The 20,058-nt window shown below is 53.7% G+C and carries 18 protein-coding genes, 1 tRNA gene and 1 other RNA gene; 7 read left to right on the forward strand and 13 right to left on the reverse strand.

What is annotated here, in order from left to right:
- Positions 1 to 195 precede the first annotated feature (195 nt).
- Complete coding sequence (locus KGP26_RS16060) at positions 196 to 765, reverse strand: VOC family protein (RefSeq protein ID WP_021806670.1); 570 nt, start codon at positions 763 to 765, stop codon at positions 196 to 198.
- Between the two features lie 847 nt (positions 766 to 1,612).
- On the opposite strand from KGP26_RS16060, the gene argS reads away from it, so the two are divergent.
- Positions 1,613 to 3,343 carry an arginine--tRNA ligase gene (gene argS / locus KGP26_RS16065; RefSeq protein WP_059200999.1) on the forward strand — a complete coding sequence of 577 codons (1,731 nt, stop codon included), beginning with the start codon at positions 1,613 to 1,615 and terminating at the stop codon, positions 3,341 to 3,343.
- A 312-nt stretch (positions 3,344 to 3,655) separates the two neighbouring features.
- On the opposite strand, the gene KGP26_RS16070 is transcribed toward argS, so the two are convergent.
- From KGP26_RS16070 to rimJ, 5 genes are all read right to left on the reverse strand, one after another.
- Positions 3,656 to 4,018 (reverse strand): nitrogen fixation protein NifS, encoded by a 363-nt coding sequence (locus tag KGP26_RS16070; protein ID WP_166732709.1) that lies wholly within the window; start codon positions 4,016 to 4,018, stop codon positions 3,656 to 3,658.
- 303 nt (positions 4,019 to 4,321) lie between these two features.
- On the reverse strand, positions 4,322 to 5,857 hold the full coding sequence (gene murJ, locus KGP26_RS16075) for a murein biosynthesis integral membrane protein MurJ (protein ID WP_024530484.1): 1,536 nt from the start codon (positions 5,855 to 5,857) through the stop codon (positions 4,322 to 4,324).
- 119 nt (positions 5,858 to 5,976) lie between these two features.
- Positions 5,977 to 6,894, reverse strand: coding sequence for a Gfo/Idh/MocA family protein (locus KGP26_RS16080; protein WP_059201002.1), 918 nt, complete (start codon positions 6,892 to 6,894; stop codon positions 5,977 to 5,979).
- Positions 6,887 to 7,531: a YceH family protein gene (locus KGP26_RS16085; protein WP_024486701.1), complete on the reverse strand. Its 645-nt coding sequence runs from the start codon at positions 7,529 to 7,531 to the stop codon at positions 6,887 to 6,889. Before KGP26_RS16085 ends, KGP26_RS16080 begins: the two co-directional genes overlap by 8 nt.
- A gap of 10 nt (positions 7,532 to 7,541) precedes the next feature.
- Positions 7,542 to 8,126, reverse strand: a complete 585-nt coding sequence (rimJ, locus tag KGP26_RS16090; protein WP_021181129.1) for a ribosomal protein S5-alanine N-acetyltransferase — start codon at positions 8,124 to 8,126, stop codon at positions 7,542 to 7,544.
- Between the two features lie 334 nt (positions 8,127 to 8,460).
- Here rimJ and mdtH point away from each other — a divergent pair, with 334 nt between their 5' ends.
- From mdtH to KGP26_RS16110, 4 genes are all read left to right on the forward strand, one after another.
- Complete coding sequence (gene mdtH, locus KGP26_RS16095; RefSeq protein ID WP_024530481.1) at positions 8,461 to 9,666, forward strand: multidrug efflux MFS transporter MdtH; 1,206 nt, start codon at positions 8,461 to 8,463, stop codon at positions 9,664 to 9,666.
- A 169-nt stretch (positions 9,667 to 9,835) separates the two neighbouring features.
- Positions 9,836 to 10,483 (forward strand): glutaredoxin 2, encoded by a 648-nt coding sequence (gene grxB, locus KGP26_RS16100; RefSeq protein ID WP_223664277.1) that lies wholly within the window; start codon positions 9,836 to 9,838, stop codon positions 10,481 to 10,483.
- 31 nt (positions 10,484 to 10,514) lie between these two features.
- A complete protein-coding gene (locus tag KGP26_RS16105; protein ID WP_059201004.1) occupies positions 10,515 to 12,155 on the forward strand; it encodes an AarF/ABC1/UbiB kinase family protein in 1,641 nt (546 codons plus the stop codon).
- A gap of 144 nt (positions 12,156 to 12,299) precedes the next feature.
- Entirely contained in the window at positions 12,300 to 12,863 is a 564-nt protein-coding gene (locus KGP26_RS16110) for a lipoprotein (protein ID WP_024486936.1), read from the forward strand.
- A 40-nt stretch (positions 12,864 to 12,903) separates the two neighbouring features.
- Here KGP26_RS16110 and KGP26_RS16115 read toward each other — a convergent pair whose 3' ends face one another.
- The 3 genes from KGP26_RS16115 to ghrA all read right to left on the reverse strand — a co-directional run bounded on the left by KGP26_RS16115 (position 12,904) and on the right by ghrA (position 15,306).
- On the reverse strand, positions 12,904 to 13,482 hold the full coding sequence (locus KGP26_RS16115) for a molecular chaperone (RefSeq protein WP_021806676.1): 579 nt from the start codon (positions 13,480 to 13,482) through the stop codon (positions 12,904 to 12,906).
- Between the two features lie 38 nt (positions 13,483 to 13,520).
- Positions 13,521 to 14,258 (reverse strand): phosphatase, encoded by a 738-nt coding sequence (locus KGP26_RS16120; protein ID WP_021806677.1) that lies wholly within the window; start codon positions 14,256 to 14,258, stop codon positions 13,521 to 13,523.
- A 106-nt stretch (positions 14,259 to 14,364) separates the two neighbouring features.
- Positions 14,365 to 15,306 (reverse strand): glyoxylate/hydroxypyruvate reductase GhrA, encoded by a 942-nt coding sequence (gene ghrA / locus KGP26_RS16125; RefSeq protein WP_223664278.1) that lies wholly within the window; start codon positions 15,304 to 15,306, stop codon positions 14,365 to 14,367.
- A gap of 224 nt (positions 15,307 to 15,530) precedes the next feature.
- Here ghrA and KGP26_RS16130 point away from each other — a divergent pair.
- Together KGP26_RS16130 and KGP26_RS16135 are read left to right on the forward strand one after the other, a co-directional pair.
- A tRNA-Ser gene (locus KGP26_RS16130) sits at positions 15,531 to 15,620 on the forward strand.
- A 45-nt stretch (positions 15,621 to 15,665) separates the two neighbouring features.
- A non-coding RNA gene (locus KGP26_RS16135) (RtT sRNA) lies at positions 15,666 to 15,798 on the forward strand.
- 104 nt (positions 15,799 to 15,902) lie between these two features.
- On the opposite strand, the gene KGP26_RS16140 is transcribed toward KGP26_RS16135, so the two are convergent.
- From KGP26_RS16140 to lsrR, 4 genes are all read right to left on the reverse strand, one after another.
- Positions 15,903 to 16,913, reverse strand: a complete 1,011-nt coding sequence (locus KGP26_RS16140; RefSeq protein WP_223664279.1) for an AI-2E family transporter — start codon at positions 16,911 to 16,913, stop codon at positions 15,903 to 15,905.
- Between the two features lie 131 nt (positions 16,914 to 17,044).
- Positions 17,045 to 17,395 carry a cupin domain-containing protein gene (locus tag KGP26_RS16145; RefSeq protein WP_094981370.1) on the reverse strand — a complete coding sequence of 117 codons (351 nt, stop codon included), beginning with the start codon at positions 17,393 to 17,395 and terminating at the stop codon, positions 17,045 to 17,047.
- A gap of 11 nt (positions 17,396 to 17,406) precedes the next feature.
- Complete coding sequence (gene lsrK, locus KGP26_RS16150) at positions 17,407 to 18,999, reverse strand: autoinducer-2 kinase (RefSeq protein WP_223664280.1); 1,593 nt, start codon at positions 18,997 to 18,999, stop codon at positions 17,407 to 17,409.
- A gap of 52 nt (positions 19,000 to 19,051) precedes the next feature.
- Entirely contained in the window at positions 19,052 to 20,017 is a 966-nt protein-coding gene (gene lsrR, locus KGP26_RS16155; RefSeq protein ID WP_059201007.1) for a transcriptional regulator LsrR, read from the reverse strand.
- Between the last annotated feature and the right edge of the window lie 41 nt (positions 20,018 to 20,058).

Below are 20,058 nucleotides of genomic sequence, written 5' to 3' on the forward strand. Positions count from 1 at the left end.
CGTTTACCCGCCGCCCTACAGGCCACAGGATGACAATCTGATAAAAGTCTTAATGGCACAAGGTGCTAACTATGGCACTCAATTTTGATTAATGGATCGATCGCAGTCACAGTGGCGGCGTTAAGTCGGATAAATAACGCGAACGCATCATTTTTCTCCCTGACACCCCATTCGAAATCGGCAACAAACGACACGCTACGGTTTCACCCGTTCACTGGCCACGATGTCACGAATATGATGCGGATGGAATTTGATGGTGACATTGCCATCGCTGATCGCCAAGGTCGGATTGGCCAGGCGTTCGCCCTCACCTTTAGGTGAGCTCTGCTTGAGTTTGATGCCAGGTAGCAGCAAGGCTTCGTCAGGCAGATGTTCCAGGGCGCGGGCATACAGGGTAGCGGGATCGCCGCTTAACACCAGCTCTACATGTTCCCATCCTTCATGCGGATAGCGCTTCTCACCGGGGTATGGCAGCTCGATACAGTCAATCTGCCAAGGGCCAACCTTCAACGGCTCATGGAGATCAAACAGGCAAATCGGCCTGCCGTTAATCATCGTTTCCGAAAGTAGCGATCCGCATTGCAGTAACCCTTGCCGCCAACGATCGGCGGTGCTGTTCTGATGGCAACGCAGCGAGATATGGTCTGCGCTGAATGTTGCCAGCTCAAGATGGAGCCGTTGTGCAAACTGCTCCAGAGCCAGTTCAAAGCGAGGTAAATCCAGCGTCAGGTCGTTAAGTTCGGCGATCGATGACAAGGTAGTCATAAGTTTCTCAGGTTCTCCAGGATCTTTGGCAGGCCAATAATCTACACGTCGAATCGCCTGGAGGCTATGGATCAGAGAATAAAAACCTAGAGGATAAAGATAATGTTGCATTTGGTGCGCAACGACCTATTTAAGACCGAACTATCCTTCATGAGGAAAGAAACAATCAAGAATCTTCTTATATCGCACTCCATTAATTCGCATCAAAACCATTAAGAATGACTAATGTTTAATCGTTTTAGTTTCCACAAGGCCAATCGCTGACAATGAAACTGACACCTCAGCCAGAGTAAAATTTAACACTATGTTTTTATTCAAAAAAAATAATAATGATGCGAGAAATCCTAAACAGAGGCATTACAATTGATTAGGTGGCGTTAATAAGTTAGGTTAGGAGAGCATTTGATTTTGGATAAATAAACATGACCCTGTTAGGTATATCCCTTGTTTTAATAGTCATTGCTGGCTACGCGATTTATCGCCATTTCAAAACTCGCCAGAATAGTGTGTTACGTTCTGGCCGAGGCAATAAAAAGCGTTAAAGCGTCCATTAATCCGCTCCCATCAAACCAATGACAGCGGACGATTTGATTCACCTACTTACCTTTTTGGTCTTCACTTTTCCCTATCTTTCACCATGCCAGCCCGCGTCAACTACTGACGCGGTGCCGTCAATCGGGTACAATTGCAGGCTGTTTTGTGGTTGAGCGTCGCCTGCGATACGCGGCGTCGTCCCTGCTGGATTGCAAGTTGTGCGTCAAGGCGTTTTGCAAACCAATAGAGTAAAACCACCTTTTGATCCGGAGGGCGTACTGCACGGCCCTCGTTTGTCATTTAAGGTAACCCGGTGAATATTCAGGCTCTTCTATCAGATAAAGTCAGCCAGGCGCTGATTGCCGCAGGTGCGCCTGCCGATTGCGAAGCTCAGGTTCGTCAGTCCGCGAAAGCACAGTTTGGTGACTACCAAGCCAACGGCGTGATGTCCGTTGCCAAAACTCTTGGTATGCCGCCACGACAACTGGCAGAGAAAGTAGTCCAACTGCTTGACCTGGGTGACATCAGCAGCAAAGTGGAAATCGCCGGCCCAGGCTTTATCAATATCTTCCTGAACAGCGAATGGGTTGCCCGCCAGGCCGATGCCACCCTGGGCGCAGAGAAGCTGGGCATTGCCCCCGTTAAGCCGCAAACCATCGTGATCGACTATTCTGCGCCCAACGTGGCGAAAGAAATGCATGTAGGTCACCTGCGCTCCACCATTATTGGCGATGCCGCTGCCCGTACTCAGGAATTCCTGGGCCATAAAGTGATACGCGCCAACCATGTGGGCGACTGGGGTACCCAGTTCGGCATGCTGATCGCCTACCTGGAAAAGATGCAAAACGAGCATGCCAGCGATATGGGGCTGTCGGATCTGGAGCAATTTTACCGCGAAGCCAAGAAAAACTACGACGAAGACGAAGATTTCGCTCTGCGCGCCCGTGGTTACGTGGTCAAACTGCAAGGCGGCGACCAATACTGTCTGAAGATGTGGCGCAAGCTGGTGGATATCACCATGGCGCAGAACCAACTGACCTATAACCGTCTGAATGTCACCCTGACCGAAGATGACGTGATGGGCGAAAGCCTGTACAACGCCATGCTGCCGGGCATCGTTGCCGATCTCAAGGCGAAGGGGTTGGCGGTAGAAAGCGAAGGCGCTACCGTGGTGTTCCTGGACGAGTATAAAAATAAAGACGGCGATCCGATGGGTGTCATCATCCAGAAGAAAGATGGCGGTTACCTGTATACCACTACCGATATCGCCTGCGCCAAATACCGTTTCGAGACCCTGGGTGCCGATCGTGTTCTCTATTACATCGACTCGCGCCAGCATCAGCATCTGATGCAAGCCTGGACTATCGTGCGCAAAGCAGGTTACGTGCCAGACTCCGTCTCGCTGGAACACCACATGTTCGGCATGATGCTGGGTAAAGACGGCAAACCGTTCAAAACCCGTTCAGGCGGCACCATCAAACTTTCCGATTTGCTGGATGAAGCCGTTGAACGCGCCAGCAAACTGATTGCCGAGAAGAACCCGGACATGCCTGCCGATGAAATGCAGAACGTGGCTAATGCGGTCGGCATCGGTGCGGTGAAATATGCCGATCTGTCGAAAAGCCGCACCACGGACTACATCTTCGATTGGGATAACATGCTGACCTTCGAGGGCAACACTGCGCCGTATATGCAGTATGCCTATACCCGCGTTGCCTCGGTGTTCAAGCGTGCTGGCGTGGATGAAAGCAACCTGACGCTGCCGTTGGTGATGACCGAAGAGCGTGAAGTCGCGCTGGCAACTCGCCTGCTACAGTTCGAAGAAACCCTTACCGTGGTCGCCCGTGAAGGTACACCGCACGTGATGTGTACCTATCTGTACGATCTGGCGGGGCTGTTCTCTGGCTTCTACGAGCATTGCCAGATCCTCAACGCCGAAAGCGAAGAGGCACGTCAGAGCCGCCTGAAGTTGGCCCTGCTGACCGCCAAGACGTTGAAAACCGGCCTGGATACGCTCGGGATCGAAACCGTCGAACGCATGTAATCCATAAACGTAAACAAGGTCACGTTGGCGACCTCTGGTTGCTAACACCGTGCTTACCTGACGGTCGCCAAAACCTTGATCGAATAAAGCCAGTGCCACTAACAGACTGGCTTTCATTTTCAGAGAACTCTCGCTCATCAGGACCAATTTGAGTAATCACCCTGGATGCAATAGCCCCCGAACTGAGTTTGCGCAACTACTTCGACAGCCCGATTGGTGGTGAGCGTGGTAAAACTATCGGGCTAGTATGCAAAAAAATGGGGCATTAGTTCAATTTCATCTGTGATTTCTCTGCAAAGCCAAGTATGACACTTATTCATTGTCTATTTCCCTTAGGCGTTTAATGACGGGATTGACATTATTGTTCATATATTCCATTGTACTCAGATAAATAATGTTGTTTTTATTAAATCCATTGCGATAGAACTGGCTGCGTAATCCGGGTACGCAAACCAGTAATGCCGCATGTTGTTCTATCAGCTTCTCTATATCTGATTCAGTGTCATCTCTCTCAACGATCCAGTTGAGATTATTTTTATTTAGATATTCCTGCAAAACGGTAATATAGTTGTCTTCTTTATAATAGCCGAACAAACCACCACCAGCACCTTGGCTAGGAGAACGCCCCAATGTCGGGCTGGGTCTGTAAATAAAGTAAATTTTTTTATTTACCATCGTCATCCTCCTAATCAGTGTGTTTGTCCTGTTCAAGCAATCACCCATAGATGATATTTATTATCAATAAAGAACGATGAAATACATCCAGAAGCGCATTTTTGAGTCGGTAATGTGACTTGCGCCTCATTTTAAGGGGATTGCAAACTGGTATGGCAGGGAATGGGTTCTAGGTAAATGGCAGTCAGTCCGTTTTATTGCACGAACCTGATGAGATCAAAGTCCTGGCTTCATAGCCAGGACTTTGTCAGTAATCTGAGGATACTTCGGTGGCCTTTTCTTTTGAACAATTAACGGAAGAAGTCAGTCTACCCGCCGAGCGAAGTCTCTAGGACGGAAACCAAGTATCCCCAACACCGCAAAGTAGGCAACAATCCCCGCAGCCACCACGACCGAAAGACGCAGTAAGCGAGCCAGCATATTGCCCTGATCCCATTCCGGCATCAGCCACATCACACCAAGCAGTACCGCAGCCATCACCAGCACGGCGACTACCAGCTTGAACAGGAACATCGCCCAGCCGGGCTGCGGTTGGAAAATATCCTGCTTGCGCAGTTGCCAATACAACAGCGAAGCATTCAGACAGGCCCCCAGACCAATCGACAGCGAAAGCCCGGCATGCTTCAGTGGGCCAATAAATATCAGGTTCATCACCTGGGTCAGGATCAGCGTAATGATGGCAATCTTCACCGGGGTTTTGATGTCTTGGCGCGAGTAGAAACCCGGTGCCAGCACTTTCACCACGATCAGGCCCATCAAGCCAACCGAGTAGGCCACCAGCGCACGCTGGGTCATCGCCGCATCAAAGGCGGAGAACTTGCCGTACTGGAACAACGAGACGGTTAGCGGCTTGGCGAGGATGCCCAACGCGATGGCACTCGGTAAAGCCAGCACAAAGCACAGACGCAGGCCCCAGTCCATCAGGCGGTTATATTGATCATGGTTTCCGCTGGAGAAACTCTTCGCCAAGGACGGTAGCAGAATGGTTCCCAATGCCACGCCCAACACCCCGGACGGAAACTCCATCAGGCGGTCGGCATAATACATCCACGACACCGAACCGGAGACCAGGAACGAGGCGAAGATGGTGTTGATGATCAGCGAGATCTGGCTGACCGAAACCCCCAGTATCGCTGGCCCCATCTGGCGCATCACACGCCATACGCCCGCGTCATTCAGCTTCAGGCGTGGCAATACCAGCATGCCAATTTTCTTGAGGTGCGGTAATTGATACCCCAGTTGCAGCACGCCCCCCACTACTACCGCCCAGGCCAAAGCCAGCACCGGTGGATTGAAGTACGGCGCGGCAAACAGCGCAAAGCCAATCATGCTGACGTTCAACAGCGTTGGCGCAAAGGCCGGAATGGAGAAACGGTTCCAGGTATTGAGGATCGCCCCCACCAGCGAGGCCAGCGAAATCAACAGGATATAAGGGAAGGTGATACGCAACAGCGACGAGGTCAGGGCAAACTTATCCGGCGTATCGGTAAACCCCGGAGCCGTAATAAAGATCACCCAGGGCGCGGCCAGCATGCCAAGCACGGTCACTACCGCCAGCACCAGCGTCAACAGGCCGGAAACGTAGGCAACAAAGGTGCGCGTTGCCTCTTCACCCTGCTGGCTTTTGTATTCCGCCAGGATCGGCACAAACGCCTGGGAGAAAGCCCCTTCCGCAAAGATGCGGCGTAAAAGGTTTGGCAGCTTGAACGCCACAAAGAAAGCATCCGTAGCCATCCCTGCCCCAAAAACGCGTGCCACGATGGCATCACGCGCAAAGCCCAGCACCCGTGAAAACATGGTCATCGAGCTAACGGCTGCCAGTGATTTAAGTAGATTCATGTGGTTTTTCTGATGAGTACGACGGGTAAATATCAACGCCTGCATCGGCAGGCGTCAGTTGAGTGGCGTTAGTCTACGGCTCCACGCCGTTAATAGCTACCGCCATATGTTACATGGGGTTAACTGGCATCACGCAGCATTTTCTCGATCAATCGCTGGGCGTAAATGGCCTGTTCTCCAGCAGTTTCCGGAGCGGTCTGGTTGCTGATGGACTGAATAAAATGGTGAACTGCACCGGCAAAACCGCGTTGTTCCAGCGTGGTTTGCCAGCCTGGGGCTGGTTTCTCGAGCACGCCTTGCGGGTCTTCCCGCAGCCATTGTCGCATATCGTTCAGTTGATAGACCGCACCGTTGGTGACTGCCTGCACGCTCTCCCGTTGGCTGCCAGCACGCCGGTGCATACTGGTCGTAACGATGGTGTCACCGCAGGCAAAGTGGTGTTCCGCGTAAAGCATCTCGCCCGCTTCGTTTGCGCGCAACTGGCCACTCTGCAAGCTGGCGCTACCGCCGCCTAACCACAGCGCGGTATCCACCACGTGCAGATAATCATCCAGCAGGGTGAATCGCAGGTCATTTGGCCCGACGCTATCGGCGCGGTGTTTGTCCATGCGGATCGAGGCCGGTAGCTGCATTTGCTGTTTCAACTGGCGATACAGCGGCGCAAAACGGCGGTTGAAACCCACCATCAATGCTACGCCCTGCTTTGCGGCCAGTTCGATCAGCTGTTCGCCCTGCTCCAACGTTTCCGCCAGTGGTTTATCCACATAGACGTGTACGCCCTGCGCTAACAGTTCACCCACTACCTGAAAATGGCTGGCAGTGCTGCTGTGTACGAACACCGCATCACACTGTTGCGCCAGGCTATCAAGGCGAGAGAAATAGGGCATACGATAGCTGTCGCATACCGGCTGGGCTTTTTGCTGATTCGGTGAAAAGCCGCCAACAAGCTGCCAGTCCACCGCTTGAGAAAGAATGGGCAAGTAAGCCTTTTGCGCGATACCGCCTAAACCCACTACTCCGATACGTAGTTTACTCATGTGAACCCCGCGCCAGTAGCTGCTGCACCTGCTGTTTCAATTCGGCAACTTCGGCCTCCAAACGCACCACCCGTTCAGTCAATTCACCCGCATTGGCCTCCTCAGCTTCAGCCGGAGCCGCATCGATCTGGCCGCTGAACAGGTGCATAAACCGGCTCTCACGCTTGCCTGGCTCACGCGGCAAACGCACCACGAACGGCCCATCCTCACGGGTCGTCAACTGTTGCAACACTTCTTCCACTTCGCTGACGTCGTTGAATTCATGCATCCGGTTGGTGCGGGTGCGCAGTTCACCCGGCGTCTGCGCGCCGCGTAATAACAGGGTAGCAATCACCGCCACTTCGGCCGGTGACAGTTTCAGTTGGCCGAACTCGGAGTTGCAAAAACGCTGTTCATACTTCACTACCCGATTACCAAAACCACTTAAGGTACGCAGGAAGTGCCTTCTTAACAGTAAATCAAGCTGCTGCTGGACTTCGCTTTCCGACAGGTCCATCACCGGCTCGCGGTTGGTTTTTTGATTGCAGGCCAGCGTTATGGCATTGAGGGAAAGCGGATATTGGTCAGGAGTGGTCACCTGCTTTTCCATCATGCAGCCAATCACTCGGGCTTCTTTGGCATTTAATTCATATTTCATTGGTACGGCCTCAGCGTGGTGGTTGCCACTCTTTATTGGTCAATGCGGTGAGTACATGATCCTGCCACTGTCCGTCGATCAGCAGGTAATCCTTGGCATAGCCTTCGCGTTCAAAACCGAGCCGGGTCAGCAACGCTCCGCTGCGTTGGTTATGCGGCATATAGTTGGCCATGATGCGATGCATCCGCTGTTGGCGCTGCATATAACGGATGGCCGTTTGCAACGCTTCGTACATCAGCCCCTGCCCCTGCCACTTCTCACCCAGGGAGTACCCCAGGAAGCAGGCATGGAACGATCCACGCAGCACATTGCTGAAGTTGGCGACGCCGCACACATGGAGTTCTTCCGGATCGAGCAGGATAAAATAGTAGGCACTGCCCTGCTTTTGCATTTCCGTGATCATACCCAGGCGAGCTTGCCAGCCGGAAGGGTAACAGTGGCTATCATCGCGCACCGGCTCCCAGGGCTTCAGGAACGCCCGGTTTTCGGCATAGTATTCGGCCAGGCGATAGGCATCACGTTCGTGAACTAAACGGACAACCAGCCGGTCGGTGGTAAGGCGTATTTTCGGTGATGCAGAGCGATAGCCAAACATCATTTCCCCCGCGGTCTGAACGGTTCGATAAGAAGTATTGATTGGGTCAACGTCTACGGGCCCAGGCGTTATCTCGCATGACTCATGGCAGACTATCGGCGTAAAACCGCGTATTCCCCCGGTAATATAACCGTAGCCCGCCCGGCAGGTAAGCCCCTGAGCGCTCAGTAAATCGCCAGTTAGCCGTTTTGCCCAGTTTTAAGTGTAGTTTTGCCACTCAGGTAACGTATTGACGATTAAAAAATATTATCTATCTCCCCCCTATCAGCCATCATGTATTGGGTAGAGAATAACCGGGTAGTCTTTCTCTCCTTTTAACTGCTCGTGGTGAAGCATGTCTCTGGTATCGCAAGCTCGGAGCTTGGGTAAGTATTTTTTATTGTTCGATAACCTGTTGGTGGTTTTAGGCTTTTTCGTCGTCTTCCCACTTATTTCTATTCGCTTTGTCGATCAACTTGGCTGGGCGGCCGTGGTCGTGGGGCTGGCTCTGGGATTACGCCAGCTCATTCAGCAGGGATTGGGGATCTTTGGCGGGGCAATTGCCGACCGTTTTGGCGCCAAACCGATGATCGTCACCGGTATGCTGCTGCGCGCTGCGGGCTTTGCCACCATGGCGATGGCCGATCAACCCTGGATACTGTGGTTTTCCTGCGCGCTGTCCGCTATTGGCGGCACCCTGTTCGATCCGCCCCGTACCGCGCTGGTGATCAAGCTGACCCGCCCACATGAGCGCAGCCGTTTCTATTCGCTGCTGATGATGCAAGACAGCGCCGGTGCCGTGATCGGTGCGTTAATCGGCAGTTGGCTGCTGCAGTACGACTTCCATTTCGTCTGCTGGGTGGGCGCGGGTATTTTTGTGCTGGCCGCAGGTTGGAATGCCTGGCTGTTACCCAACTACCGGATCTCTACCATTCGGGCACCGATGAAAGAAGGCATGATGCGCGTACTGCGCGATCGCCGCTTCCTGACTTATGTGTTGACGTTGACCGGCTATTACATGTTATCGGTGCAGGTGATGTTGATGCTGCCAATCGTGGTCAACGAGATCGCCGGTTCGCCGTCGGCGGTCAAATGGATGTACGCCATCGAAGCTGCGCTATCGCTCTCATTGCTATACCCACTGGCCCGTTGGAGCGAAAAGCACTTCCGACTGGAACAACGCTTGATGGCCGGCTTGCTGCTGATGACCCTCAGCCTGCTGCCTGTCGGCTTTGCCACCAGCCTGCAAGCGGTGTTTACTCTGATCTGCTGCTTCTACCTGGGATCGATCATCGCCGAACCGGCACGTGAGACCCTGAGCGCCTCACTGGCCGATTCACGGGCACGCGGCAGCTATATGGGCTTTAGCCGCCTGGGGTTGGCACTCGGTGGCGCATTGGGTTATACCGGCGGTGGCTGGATGTATGACACCGGCAATGCGATGGGTATGCCGGAGTTGCCCTGGTTCCTGCTGGGGCTGGTGGGCTTTATCACGCTGTTTGCCTTGTACTGGCAATTTAATCCGCGTACCGCGGCCCCCGCAATCCTCCGTGGTGGCTGATTTTTGCCCGGGCGCATCCCTTGCGCCCAGTCTCTGGCGACCAACTCTGCCAAAGTTGCTATCCTGATAGTACAAAAAACGGCGCAGAAAGGCTTATGATGGAGCATCATCCCATAACAAGCTGCGCAGCGGCCCAGACTGGCTGCTAAACCCGACCACAGGAGCATGCATGAAACTGTTTATTTACGATCACTGCCCATTCTGCGTAAAGGCCCGCATGATTTTCGGCCTCAAGGATTTGCCGGTGCGTTTGGTGACCCTGCTAAGCGATGACGAAATCACCCCCACCAGCATGATCGGCAAGAAAATGGCGCCAATCCTGCAAAAAGACGACGGTAGCTATCTGCCCGAAAGCATGGATATCGTGCATTACGTCGATAACCTGGACGGTAAACCGCTACTGACGGGGAAAACCAATCCGGCCATCGCCGCGTGGTTGCAACACACTGCCACCTACGTCAACAAACTGCTGTTACCGCGCTTTGCCAATGCCGATTTCGAAGAGTTCGCCACTGACAACGCACGCCGCTATTTCAGCGACAAAAAACAGGCGGCCAGCGGTGATTTTGCCGTGTTACTGGCCGACAGCGCCGATCTGATCGCCCAGTTGGAACAGGATATGGCCACGCTTTCCCCGCTGATCCAGTCATCGGAAGCGGTCAACGGCACTCTCAGTGAAGATGATATCCATCTGTTCCCACTGTTACGCTCGCTATCGATCGTGGCCGGTGTCGCCCTGCCGGACAACGTGGAGGCTTACCGCAACCGCATGGCGCAGCGCGTTGATATTCCGTTGCTGTTCGATATGGAGCAATGATCCACAACGGCGATAAGGGAGTCACGCGCAGATGCTAAAAATGTTTTTTGTCACCGCTCGTGATCGCGCCAGGCTGCAAGAAATCTCATCCGTACTGATCCGCTACGGTTTGCAGGATGTCATCAGGCTGCTGGGGTTAGGCAAGATGCTGGGCGGCCTGAGCAGCGGCGGCGTGGAGGTCGATAATCAGACATTGCCAGAACGCCTGCGCGCGGCCCTGGAAGCGCTGGGGCCAACCTTCGTTAAATTCGGCCAGATCCTGGCCACCCGCACCGATCTGCTGGAACAGCGCTGGACCGACGAGCTGGAGCGTCTGCATAGCCAGGCGACAACCCTACCCTGGGAAAAGCTGGCTGCGCAGATCACCGCCGACCTGGGCAGCGACCCTCAGCAGGTCTTTGCCCAATTTGATCCGATCCCGCTAGCCGCCGCCTCCATGGCGCAAATATACCGCGCCCGCCTGCACAGTGGCGAGTCGGTGGTGGTAAAAGTGTTGCGCCCCGGATTAGCCAAAACCATTCATGCCGATCTGCGCCTGTTGGCCTATCTGGCAGAAACCGTGGAGCAACAAAGCCCGGCGCTGGCGCGTTATCGCCCGCACCAGATGGTGCAAACGCTGGCTACCGCGCTTAATCACGAGCTGGACTTGACGCATGAAGGTAATAATTGCGATCGGGTTGCGGAACACTTTGCCAAACAGCCCGACGTGGTGATCCCGAAAATTTATTGGCAGCACTCGTCAAAACGCCTGCTGGTACAACAATATCTACCCGGCATCGCGCCCGAAAATCCCCAACAATTAGCCGCCGCCGGGTTCGATGGCCCGTTGCTGGCACAGCGTGGCGCGCAGGCTTTTATGGCCATGGTGCTGGAACATCGGCTTTATCACGCCGATCCTCATCCCGGTAACGTAATGGCCCTGGGTGACAACCACGTAGGGTTTATCGATTTTGGCATGGTTGGCCAACTGTCGGAACGGCGGCGCAATCAGCTGCTGCTGTTGCTGCAGGCCATTGCGGAGCGCCAGAGCGACGGCATCGTCAATACGCTGATCGCCTGGTCTGACAGCCAGGAGCTGGATCTGATCGATCTGGAACAAGCTGCGCAAAACTTTCTCGATAAGCAGGCTTCGAGCACCCTGACGCTAGGCAAGGCACTCACCGACCTGTTGGTGATGGCCCGCGAGCACCAACTACCGTTGCCTCCCGATCTGGTGTTGTTATTCAAGGCGCTGATCACCGCGGATGGCGTTTTGCACCGCTTGGATCCCGCCTTTGATATCGTTGCCACCCTGAAACCGATGCTGCGCCAGGTGATGCTCCAGCGCTATACACCCGAAGCGCTGCGCCGTCGTGCTCTATTACTGGGTGGTGAGGCGCTGGATGCCGGAGAGGAACTTCCGCAGGCCATTCGTTTGCTGATGCGCCGTTTAAAGCAGGGCAAGATCGATGCCGAAATCAACGTCAAGAACCTCAACCAGCTCAGCAAGGCTCTGGAACGTGCGGCTGTCACGCTGGCCATTGCGATCGTCACGGCGGCATTCGCACTGGGGCTGGCTCCCTATCTAATGCGTTCCACCAGCCAGCTGTGGGGAATTCCTCTGTTCCCGGCGCTTGGCGGGTTAACCTGTCTGGGAGGCGTGGTGCTGTTGGTATGGCGGCTGCGGCGATAGGTAATTTCAGCCTTATCCGACCAGGTAAAAAACCCTTTGCGCCGCGTCATCTGTTATCCTGCAAGCTGAAATTTTTCTTTGCTGGCAGTCACCTTTGGTTTGCAACAGTCAAAGTCTGCCGCATTTTCGTTTTACGAGGTTTGAATGAAGAAGATCCTGATGGGCATGGCCGCCCTGGTCGTTGCCGGTACGCTTGTCGGCTGTAACCAGCTTACCCAATACAGCGTCAGCGAGCAGGAAGTGAATAATTACCTGCAAAAACACAACGACTACCAAAAGCAGATCGGCGTGCCGGGGTTGGTTGATGCCAATATCGTGTTAACCCAGTTGCAGAGCCAGATTGGCCGCACTGAACCTAACAAGGTGACACTGTCTGGTAATGCCAAGGTCAATATCACTTCGATCCTCGGGCCACAGGCCGCCGATTTGCAGCTAACGTTGAAGGCGCAACCGGTCTACGACCGCGAAAAGGGAGCGATCTTCCTCAAAGACATGGAGTTGGTCGATTACCAGGTACAGCCGGAGAAGATGGATACGGTAATGAAGGCTTTATCGCCTTACCTGAACCAGTCGTTGAAATCGTATTTCGATCAGAAACCGGTATATGTTCTCAATGCGGATAAGAGCAAAACGGAAGCCATGGCACTCAAACTGGCTAAAGGGTTGGAAGTGAAGCCCGGTCAGTTGGTGATCCCGTTTACCGACTAATCGTTGTTAGGGGCGCAGTGCTTGCTGCGCCCTCGCTCATTTACTCTTGTTCGTCCTTCCCTTCTTCATCCTGCTCATATTCTGCTAGCTCATCACACATAGCTGCGATGGCGTGGCGAGCGATCTCTGACAAAGTACGGTAAAAACCGCTGGTGGCATGTGCTTCAACCTTACCCAGGAAGCGGCCACACCAAGGCAGCAAGAACTCGTTAAACAGCGTGATTTGCGCCTGGACCTCATCTTCCTGCGACTGATCTTCCAGCCAGGAGGCGGCCAGCAGCAGCAAACCGAAATGATCGGCTGGCGCTTCGCCTAATGGCATCCCACGCTGCTGGAGAAATACCCGCACGTCCGCTTCGCTGGCACCTTCAACGTAGGACGAACGCAGTGGTGACACACTACATTCGCTGCCGACAAACAGAGCGTTAAAATCGGCGGCCAACTGCGGATCGGTACAATGCTGTTGCAAACGAGTCAGCAGTTCGTCCTGCTCGAGCGGCCAGTGCTGTTGCAGTTTGCCCTCTTTGATCAAGGTAAACAGCGGCTCCAACAACGGATCCTGTGGCTGGCGGTAAAACAGCGTGCCCAACACCCGGCAGACAACGGAAAACTCATTCATGATAACACCCTATAAAACCAAAATTTGCCGTGACGATGTCACAGATCGGCTAATTCCGCAATTGCCGGTCTGCCACGCTGCTCAAGAAAGCTCAGGATCCGGCGCGGTGACACATTTAAAATGCGCTCCTGCGGGAAATTCACTTCTTCAATGATACGTTCGCAGTGTTCAAAACCACCGAGAGCAAAAGCCACGTGCGAGTCTGAGCCTAATGCCAGCCAGCCGCCCGCGTCACGCACGGCGGCCGCTATCGCACGGCAGTTTGATTCACTGCCCTTGCGTGAATGAATAAACGAAGAGTTATTCAGTTCCAGGGCTACCTGATATTTGGCTGCCGCGGCGGCTATCGCCGGGATATCGACCGGATATTTGGGGTTGCCCGGATGGCTGATGATATGGACATCGCCCTGCGCCATGGCGGCAATCATCGCCTCAGTGTTGGCGGCCCGATCCTGCGGTGCAAATACCGGCTCATGGAACCCGGCAATAATCAGATCGATTTCGTTGAGCATGGGTCCGGTGCAGTCGATATCACCGGCCAGGTTTTTGATATTGGCTTCAATGCCGCGCAGAATGCCAATGCCATCCACCAGGCGTGGCCACACACGCATGTTCATAAAGTGCCAGTAGTGTGGTGCATCGGCCATATCCGGCCCGTGGTCAGTGATGGCGAACAGTTTGATGCCTTTTTGTTTCGCTTCGGCGATATAGTCGTGCAGGGTGCTATAGGCATGGGTACTGGCTACGGTATGCATATGTAAATCAACGGGGTACATTCTTTCTCCTTCTTAGGCCCTCGCCAGGGTCAGCGGATGGCGGGCCGATCCTTGTTCATGATAGCAGTTAACGCAGCTATCGACATGTTAGCGGGTTGTGAAAGCATCAATAGCCACGCTGAATATCAACCAGGCCTGAAGGCTGTTCACCCGCCTCAAGCCGCAGAAGGTTGGCGCTAACCTGATCCATCGCCTGTTCCGGTAGGGTAACAGCAGCAATATGCGGTGTAATCGTGACACGAGGATGACGCCAGAAGGCATGAGCGGACGGCAAAGGTTCGTTGACGAAGACGTCAAGCATGGCGGCCGTCAGTTGTCCTTGTGCCAACATCGCCAGCAGATCGTCTTCCACCAGATGGGCACCGCGCGCAATGTTGATCAGGTAAGCGCCCGGCACCAAACGGCTAAACAACTGGCGGTTGAGGATACCCGCCGTTTCAGGCGTATTAGGCAACAGGTTGATCAGCAAGCGCGTGCCATCAAGAAACGCTGCTAGCTGAGGTTGCCCGGCAAAACTCTGTACGTGCTCAATCTGCTTGGGGCTGCGGCTCCAGCAGCGGACGTTAAAACCGAACGCCACCAGCTTTTGCGCCACGCTTTTCCCCAACACCCCAGCGCCCAGAATGCCGATAGTGAAATCGCTCTGCTGATGAGGCTCAAGCGGCAACCAGTTCTGCTGCTGTTGCTGCAACTGATACTCATCAAAACGGCGAAAATAACGCAACACGCCGGCCAACGCGTATTCATCCATCTGCTGTGCCATGCCGGTATCCTCCAGCCGGATCACCGGCACTCCCGCCGGTAGGCTACCGGGATGCTGGCGCTCCTGTTCAAGGATGGCGTCTACGCCAGCCCCCAGAGCAAAGATCCCTTTCAGATCGCGGCGGTTGGCCAGCATCTCATAAGGTGGCCGCCATACCAGCGCGTAGTCCGCCGGACGATCGTCGCCCGGTCGCCATGCCCGGATATTCGCCTGTGGTAGGCGCTTCGCCATGCCTGCCAGCCACTCTTGCGCATCAAAAAACGGGTGATAGAAAATGATATTCACTGCCGGTTCCCTTGTTGGGTAGATTTTTAGCTATCCTTTCGCGCTTTGCCGCACGATGCAAGAATAAACTGACACTGGGAGGGCGGAATTATCGTGCGACAAATCAGCAGATTGCTGGAAGTTTGGCTAAACGCACACGGTAATGTCACAAGGCTATTGACGCTGGGATCAGATTCTCCTACATTAGCGCCCGTCGACAGCGTAAACGTTGCCGATGACAAAACGGTGAGGTGTCTGAGTGGCTGAAGGAGCACGCCTGGAAAGTGTGTATACGCGTAAGTGTATCGAGGGTTCGAACCCCTCCCTCACCGCCATATTTAAAGAAGAAGTCTGAGCTAACGTTCAGACTTTTTTTTTGCATATCCCCCAATCTGGGAGGGATGAGAAGCCTCGACAGGGTTCGACAAAATGGCCCGCACCGCTTGGACATTTTGGACGGCCGACCGGCCGCCCGCAGGGTGAGCTTGCGAATCAAGCCCTCCCTCACCGCCATATTAAATGTGAAAGCCTGAATTCACATTCAGGCTTTTTTATTGCATGTACCACACTCAGGGAGGGGTGAGAAGCCTCGACTGGTTCGAAAAAATGGCACGTCCTCAAATCAGCTTAGCTTCTCTAAGTTCACTTTTCAGGTAAGCATAATAGATAGGAGCGGCAACCACACCAGCCAGACCAAATGCCGCCTCAAAGACCAACATCGCCAGCAAGATCTCCCAAGAGTTAGCCCTGATTTTAGTGCCAACAATACGGGCATTGAGGAAATACTCAAACTTGTGGATGACGATCAGGTAGAGCAACGCAATCAGCGCCACTCCGAGTGAAACCGACAGGCCAGAGATGAAAACAATGGTGTTGGAGATCAGATTGCCGATCACCGGCAGCAGGCCAAAGATAAAGGTAAACACCACCAGCGTTTTCGCCAGCGGGATATGGATCCCGCACAGCGGTAGCACACCAAGGATAAAGATAGCCGAGAAGAAGGTATTGATTGCCGATATTTTAACCTGAGCAAACACAATATTGCGGAACGCCTGCGATAGCAGGGAAATCCTTTTCATCAGCTCACTTTTCAGTAATGGCCGCTCCTCGCTGCTATCAATGTTATACAGTGAGACGATGGCACCGAGCACCATCCCGATCAGCATGGTCACCAGGCCATGCAGTACGCTTTTACCCATAGTCTGCAGCAGCGCTATGTGCTGTTGCAGACGGCTCAGGATCTCGTTCTTCAGTTCTGCCACACTCAACGGCAGATAGCCCGGCATATATTTTGCCACCTCTTGCTGGACATCCTGCAGGATGAACGCAATACGGGTGTTGATGCCAGAGATGTTCTTCATATCCTGCATCAGATAGCCGACGATACTCCCCACAATGGTGATCAACAGGCCGACCACCAACGTGCTGATCACCGCCACCACCAGCCATCTGGCCCGATGGCCGCCGATCACCTTCTGAAAATGTGGCGTAAGGATATTCACGATTTCGTAAACCAGAAAACCCGCCATAAAGCAGGTAAGAAGATGCAACGGCAACAGCAGCAGGATCCCCCCCATCACAAAGATGAAACTGATTATCCTGGCCTGTTTGACATTCATTATCTGCATTGTTACTCGCTTGTCCTTGAGAGGATAGGATTTTTAAGTATCTGTTTTAGTATTATGTTTTATTTAACATGCCAAACAGAACACGACAACTTAAATCACCTGGCTTCAAGGCGGGAGCTCAGGGTTTCGCCCTAATAGCTCTCAGGCTCTGCGGGATGGCTATCCCCTAAAATATGCGGCGATTTCACAAATACCCCTTTCCACGGTATCGAGCCAGTATTGACCAGGAAATGCGCCTCGCCAGGATCACACTGCAACACATCCCCTTCACGCAGCATGTGCATCTCCCCTTCCAGATACAGGCACACTTCTCCACTAACAGTATAAAAGACTTCGCAAACCTCCTTGTGACGGTGATTTCTAAATGACTGCCCTGGCTGTAACACCACGACGCCCATATCGCACATCGGCCCACGGATCAGGTATTTGGGGCCATTGTCGCCGAAGCGATAGTCGTGATCCATTTCATTGGTCTTGATCATGATACCCTCCTTTAAAGGCCGGGAGCCTTCCACATTGAGGTCGTCAACCCGTGATCAACCAAACCAAGTTGATCCAGATACACCTCCAGCCATTTTTGACGTGCCTGTTGATAAACCTCACTGTTATCTGGGTTCGGGATATGTTCCCTATCCCAACGCACCAGGCTCTCCCCCGCATCTGCCAACGACGAATAGACCCCTACCCCCACACCAGCCGCAATAGCACATCCCAGCGCGGTAGCTTCCTTAACCACCGGGACTCGTACGGTCAGCCCGGTGACATCGGCCAGGATCTGGCTCCAGAGCGTGCCTTTTGAACCACCGCCCGCAAACACCAGCGAATCGGCTTTGACACCTGAAAACTCGGCGATTTGTTGTAGATTACAGGCCGACACGATGGCCGCGTTCTCTTCAAGGGCGCGGAACAACGTAGCTTTGTTGCACTTTTCCGGATCGATCGACAGGTTGATAAATGAGGGGGCGGCGTGATACCAGTTCTTAAAGCGCATGACATCGGAGAAGATGGGCATCACGCCATGAGCACCTGATGGTACCCGCCTGGCCATATCTTCCAGCAAGGCATAGGTATCCACGCCCAGACGTTCACCAATCAGCTTCTCCTCGGCGCAGAAGGCATCGCGGAACCAACGCATGGTCAGGCCGGTAAAAAAGCTGATGGATTCAGCCTGAGCCATTCCCGGGATCACATGCGGGTTAATGCGCACATTCATATTGGGATCGGTAACCGGCGCAGGAAGGTTCACCACCTGCTGCCAGAACGTTCCGCCCAATACGGCGGTCTGTGCTGGTCTGACAATGCCAAGACCCACGCATCCCAGTTGGACATCACCTCCCCCGACAATCACCGGTGTGCCTGCCCGCAGGCCTGAAAGTGCAGCAGCGTTGGCCGTCACCGACCCCAACGGCGTTCCCGTCTCTTTTACCGGTGAAAGGATGTCAGAGCGCAGGCCCGCCATTTCCAACAGGCCTTTTCTCCAGTCTCGAGTGACCAGATCAAGCAACCCGGTAGTCCCGGCATTTGATGGGTCGACCGCAAGTTCACCGCTGAGCATATAAGCCAGCCAGTCACTGATCATGGTAACCGCGGCTGCCTGGCGATAGATATCAGGGCGGTAATGCGCCAACCACAGCAGCCGGGGCATGGCGCTGAGTGCCAGTGTCTGCCCTGAACAACGGTAAACCTCATCTTCAAAAGTATGGTTGTGGATCTCTTTTAACTCGCTGACCTCACGCGTTGCCCGTGCATCTACGTTGGCACATGCCCAAATCGGCTGACCTTCTGCATCATAGATCACAATCCCTTCACGCATTGAACACGCAGCTACGGACGCAATCGCCTCCGGTGCAATGGCCGCCATCTTTAACGCCTGATGGATGCATTGGCAGGTGAGGTGCCAATTTTTGGCAAGATCGAATTCCATGGAGCCCGGTACATCAGGGACCGCCAAATGTTGCCATTCGGCTTGCCCTACTGAGACTTGATTGCCTTGCAAATCAAAAATTACCGCTCTGATGCTGCCGGTACCGGCATCCAGAGCCATCAGGTATTGGCCTGATGTGGCAGGAGTACAGAGTCGAGCCATGAGTTTGTCCTCGGCTGGTGTTTGAGACAGTCTGTTACATCGCTATTAACCTTTACTTTCCAATAAGTTTGAGCATTTCTGCCGCCGTGTCCTGATCGGTGACCAACGCGTTGATATAGCCGCCCTTCAATGCCGCCACGATCGCTTCGGCTTTTGCTACTCCCCCCGCAACCCCGACAACGGTAGGTATGGTGGCAAGCGCGCTCAAGCTCAGCCCTATCAATTCTTGATGAATTTGCATGTCGGGAATAATGTCGCCGCTGGCATCGAAAAAGTAGCCAAGAATATCGCCAACAGCGCCTTTGCGGCCAATCATCAGTTGCTCGCCTTCGGTGATATAGCCAGCGCGTAAAATGGTAGCGGCATCTTTTTGACTCACCGCACCGATCCCAACGACGGCGACATCGGCAGCCTGGGCCGCAAGCAGCACGTCCCTGACGCTATTTTCATCCCGCAGGGTACGGGCAATATCGGCAGAGGAAGCGCGCAATGGCGCTGGGATCATGCTGACGCTGCAGGCCGCATCCAACTGACCAATCCCGGTCATATAAGGCCCTACACCACCGGAAAGCGTAACCAGGCGAATTTGCTGCGAAGAAATGAAGCCGCTGAGCCTTTTCAAGGTGCTCATGGCAGCCTCACCAAATCCCGCCGCCAACATCTGTTGCGGCTGCAGCGATTCCATCAGCATGTGTGCCGCACCGATCCCCAACCTCGCGCTGTCATCAGCATCGGCCAAAGAGGGCAATACGCGAATGTTTTTCAGGTCAAAATGTTTTTTCAACGCATCTTCATACTGTAGGCAACCTTCAAAGCGGGAGTTAATCTGCACCCGAATGATCCCAGACTGATGCCCTTTCTCCAGCAAACGCGAAACTTTAAGCCGCGTTAGCCCAAGCCGGGTACTGATCTCACTTTGCGTCAGCCCATCGTGATAATAGAACCAGGCGATGCGGGCAACCTGCTCCTCCTCGCACATGCCATGTTCGGTAATCAATGCACTGTCATTTATCGTCATAAATCCGCTTCTCTTTGAACATTTTTAAATCTTGAACACAA

Origin of the sequence: Serratia sp. JSRIV002 (assembly GCF_019968725.1) — a bacterium.
Classification (GTDB): domain Bacteria; phylum Pseudomonadota; class Gammaproteobacteria; order Enterobacterales; family Enterobacteriaceae; genus Chania; species Chania fonticola_B.

Coding starts and splice junctions, on each gene's coding strand:
- grxB (WP_223664277.1), top strand. CDS start 9,836: ATGAAACTGTTTATTTACGATCACTGCCCATTCTGCGTAAAGGCCCGC.
- mdtH (WP_024530481.1), top strand. CDS start 8,461: ATGTCTCTGGTATCGCAAGCTCGGAGCTTGGGTAAGTATTTTTTATTG.
- KGP26_RS16120 (WP_021806677.1), bottom strand. CDS start 14,258: ATGTACCCCGTTGATTTACATATGCATACCGTAGCCAGTACCCATGCC.
- KGP26_RS16080 (WP_059201002.1), bottom strand. CDS start 6,894: ATGAGTAAACTACGTATCGGAGTAGTGGGTTTAGGCGGTATCGCGCAA.
- lsrK (WP_223664280.1), bottom strand. CDS start 18,999: ATGGCTCGACTCTGTACTCCTGCCACATCAGGCCAATACCTGATGGCT.
- KGP26_RS16060 (WP_021806670.1), bottom strand. CDS start 765: ATGACTACCTTGTCATCGATCGCCGAACTTAACGACCTGACGCTGGAT.
- rimJ (WP_021181129.1), bottom strand. CDS start 8,126: ATGTTTGGCTATCGCTCTGCATCACCGAAAATACGCCTTACCACCGAC.
- KGP26_RS16145 (WP_094981370.1), bottom strand. CDS start 17,395: ATGATCAAGACCAATGAAATGGATCACGACTATCGCTTCGGCGACAAT.
- KGP26_RS16140 (WP_223664279.1), bottom strand. CDS start 16,913: ATGCAGATAATGAATGTCAAACAGGCCAGGATAATCAGTTTCATCTTT.
- murJ (WP_024530484.1), bottom strand. CDS start 5,857: ATGAATCTACTTAAATCACTGGCAGCCGTTAGCTCGATGACCATGTTT.
- KGP26_RS16085 (WP_024486701.1), bottom strand. CDS start 7,531: ATGAAATATGAATTAAATGCCAAAGAAGCCCGAGTGATTGGCTGCATG.
- KGP26_RS16110 (WP_024486936.1), top strand. CDS start 12,300: ATGAAGAAGATCCTGATGGGCATGGCCGCCCTGGTCGTTGCCGGTACG.
- KGP26_RS16070 (WP_166732709.1), bottom strand. CDS start 4,018: ATGGTAAATAAAAAAATTTACTTTATTTACAGACCCAGCCCGACATTG.
- KGP26_RS16105 (WP_059201004.1), top strand. CDS start 10,515: ATGCTAAAAATGTTTTTTGTCACCGCTCGTGATCGCGCCAGGCTGCAA.
- lsrR (WP_059201007.1), bottom strand. CDS start 20,017: ATGACGATAAATGACAGTGCATTGATTACCGAACATGGCATGTGCGAG.
- KGP26_RS16115 (WP_021806676.1), bottom strand. CDS start 13,482: ATGAATGAGTTTTCCGTTGTCTGCCGGGTGTTGGGCACGCTGTTTTAC.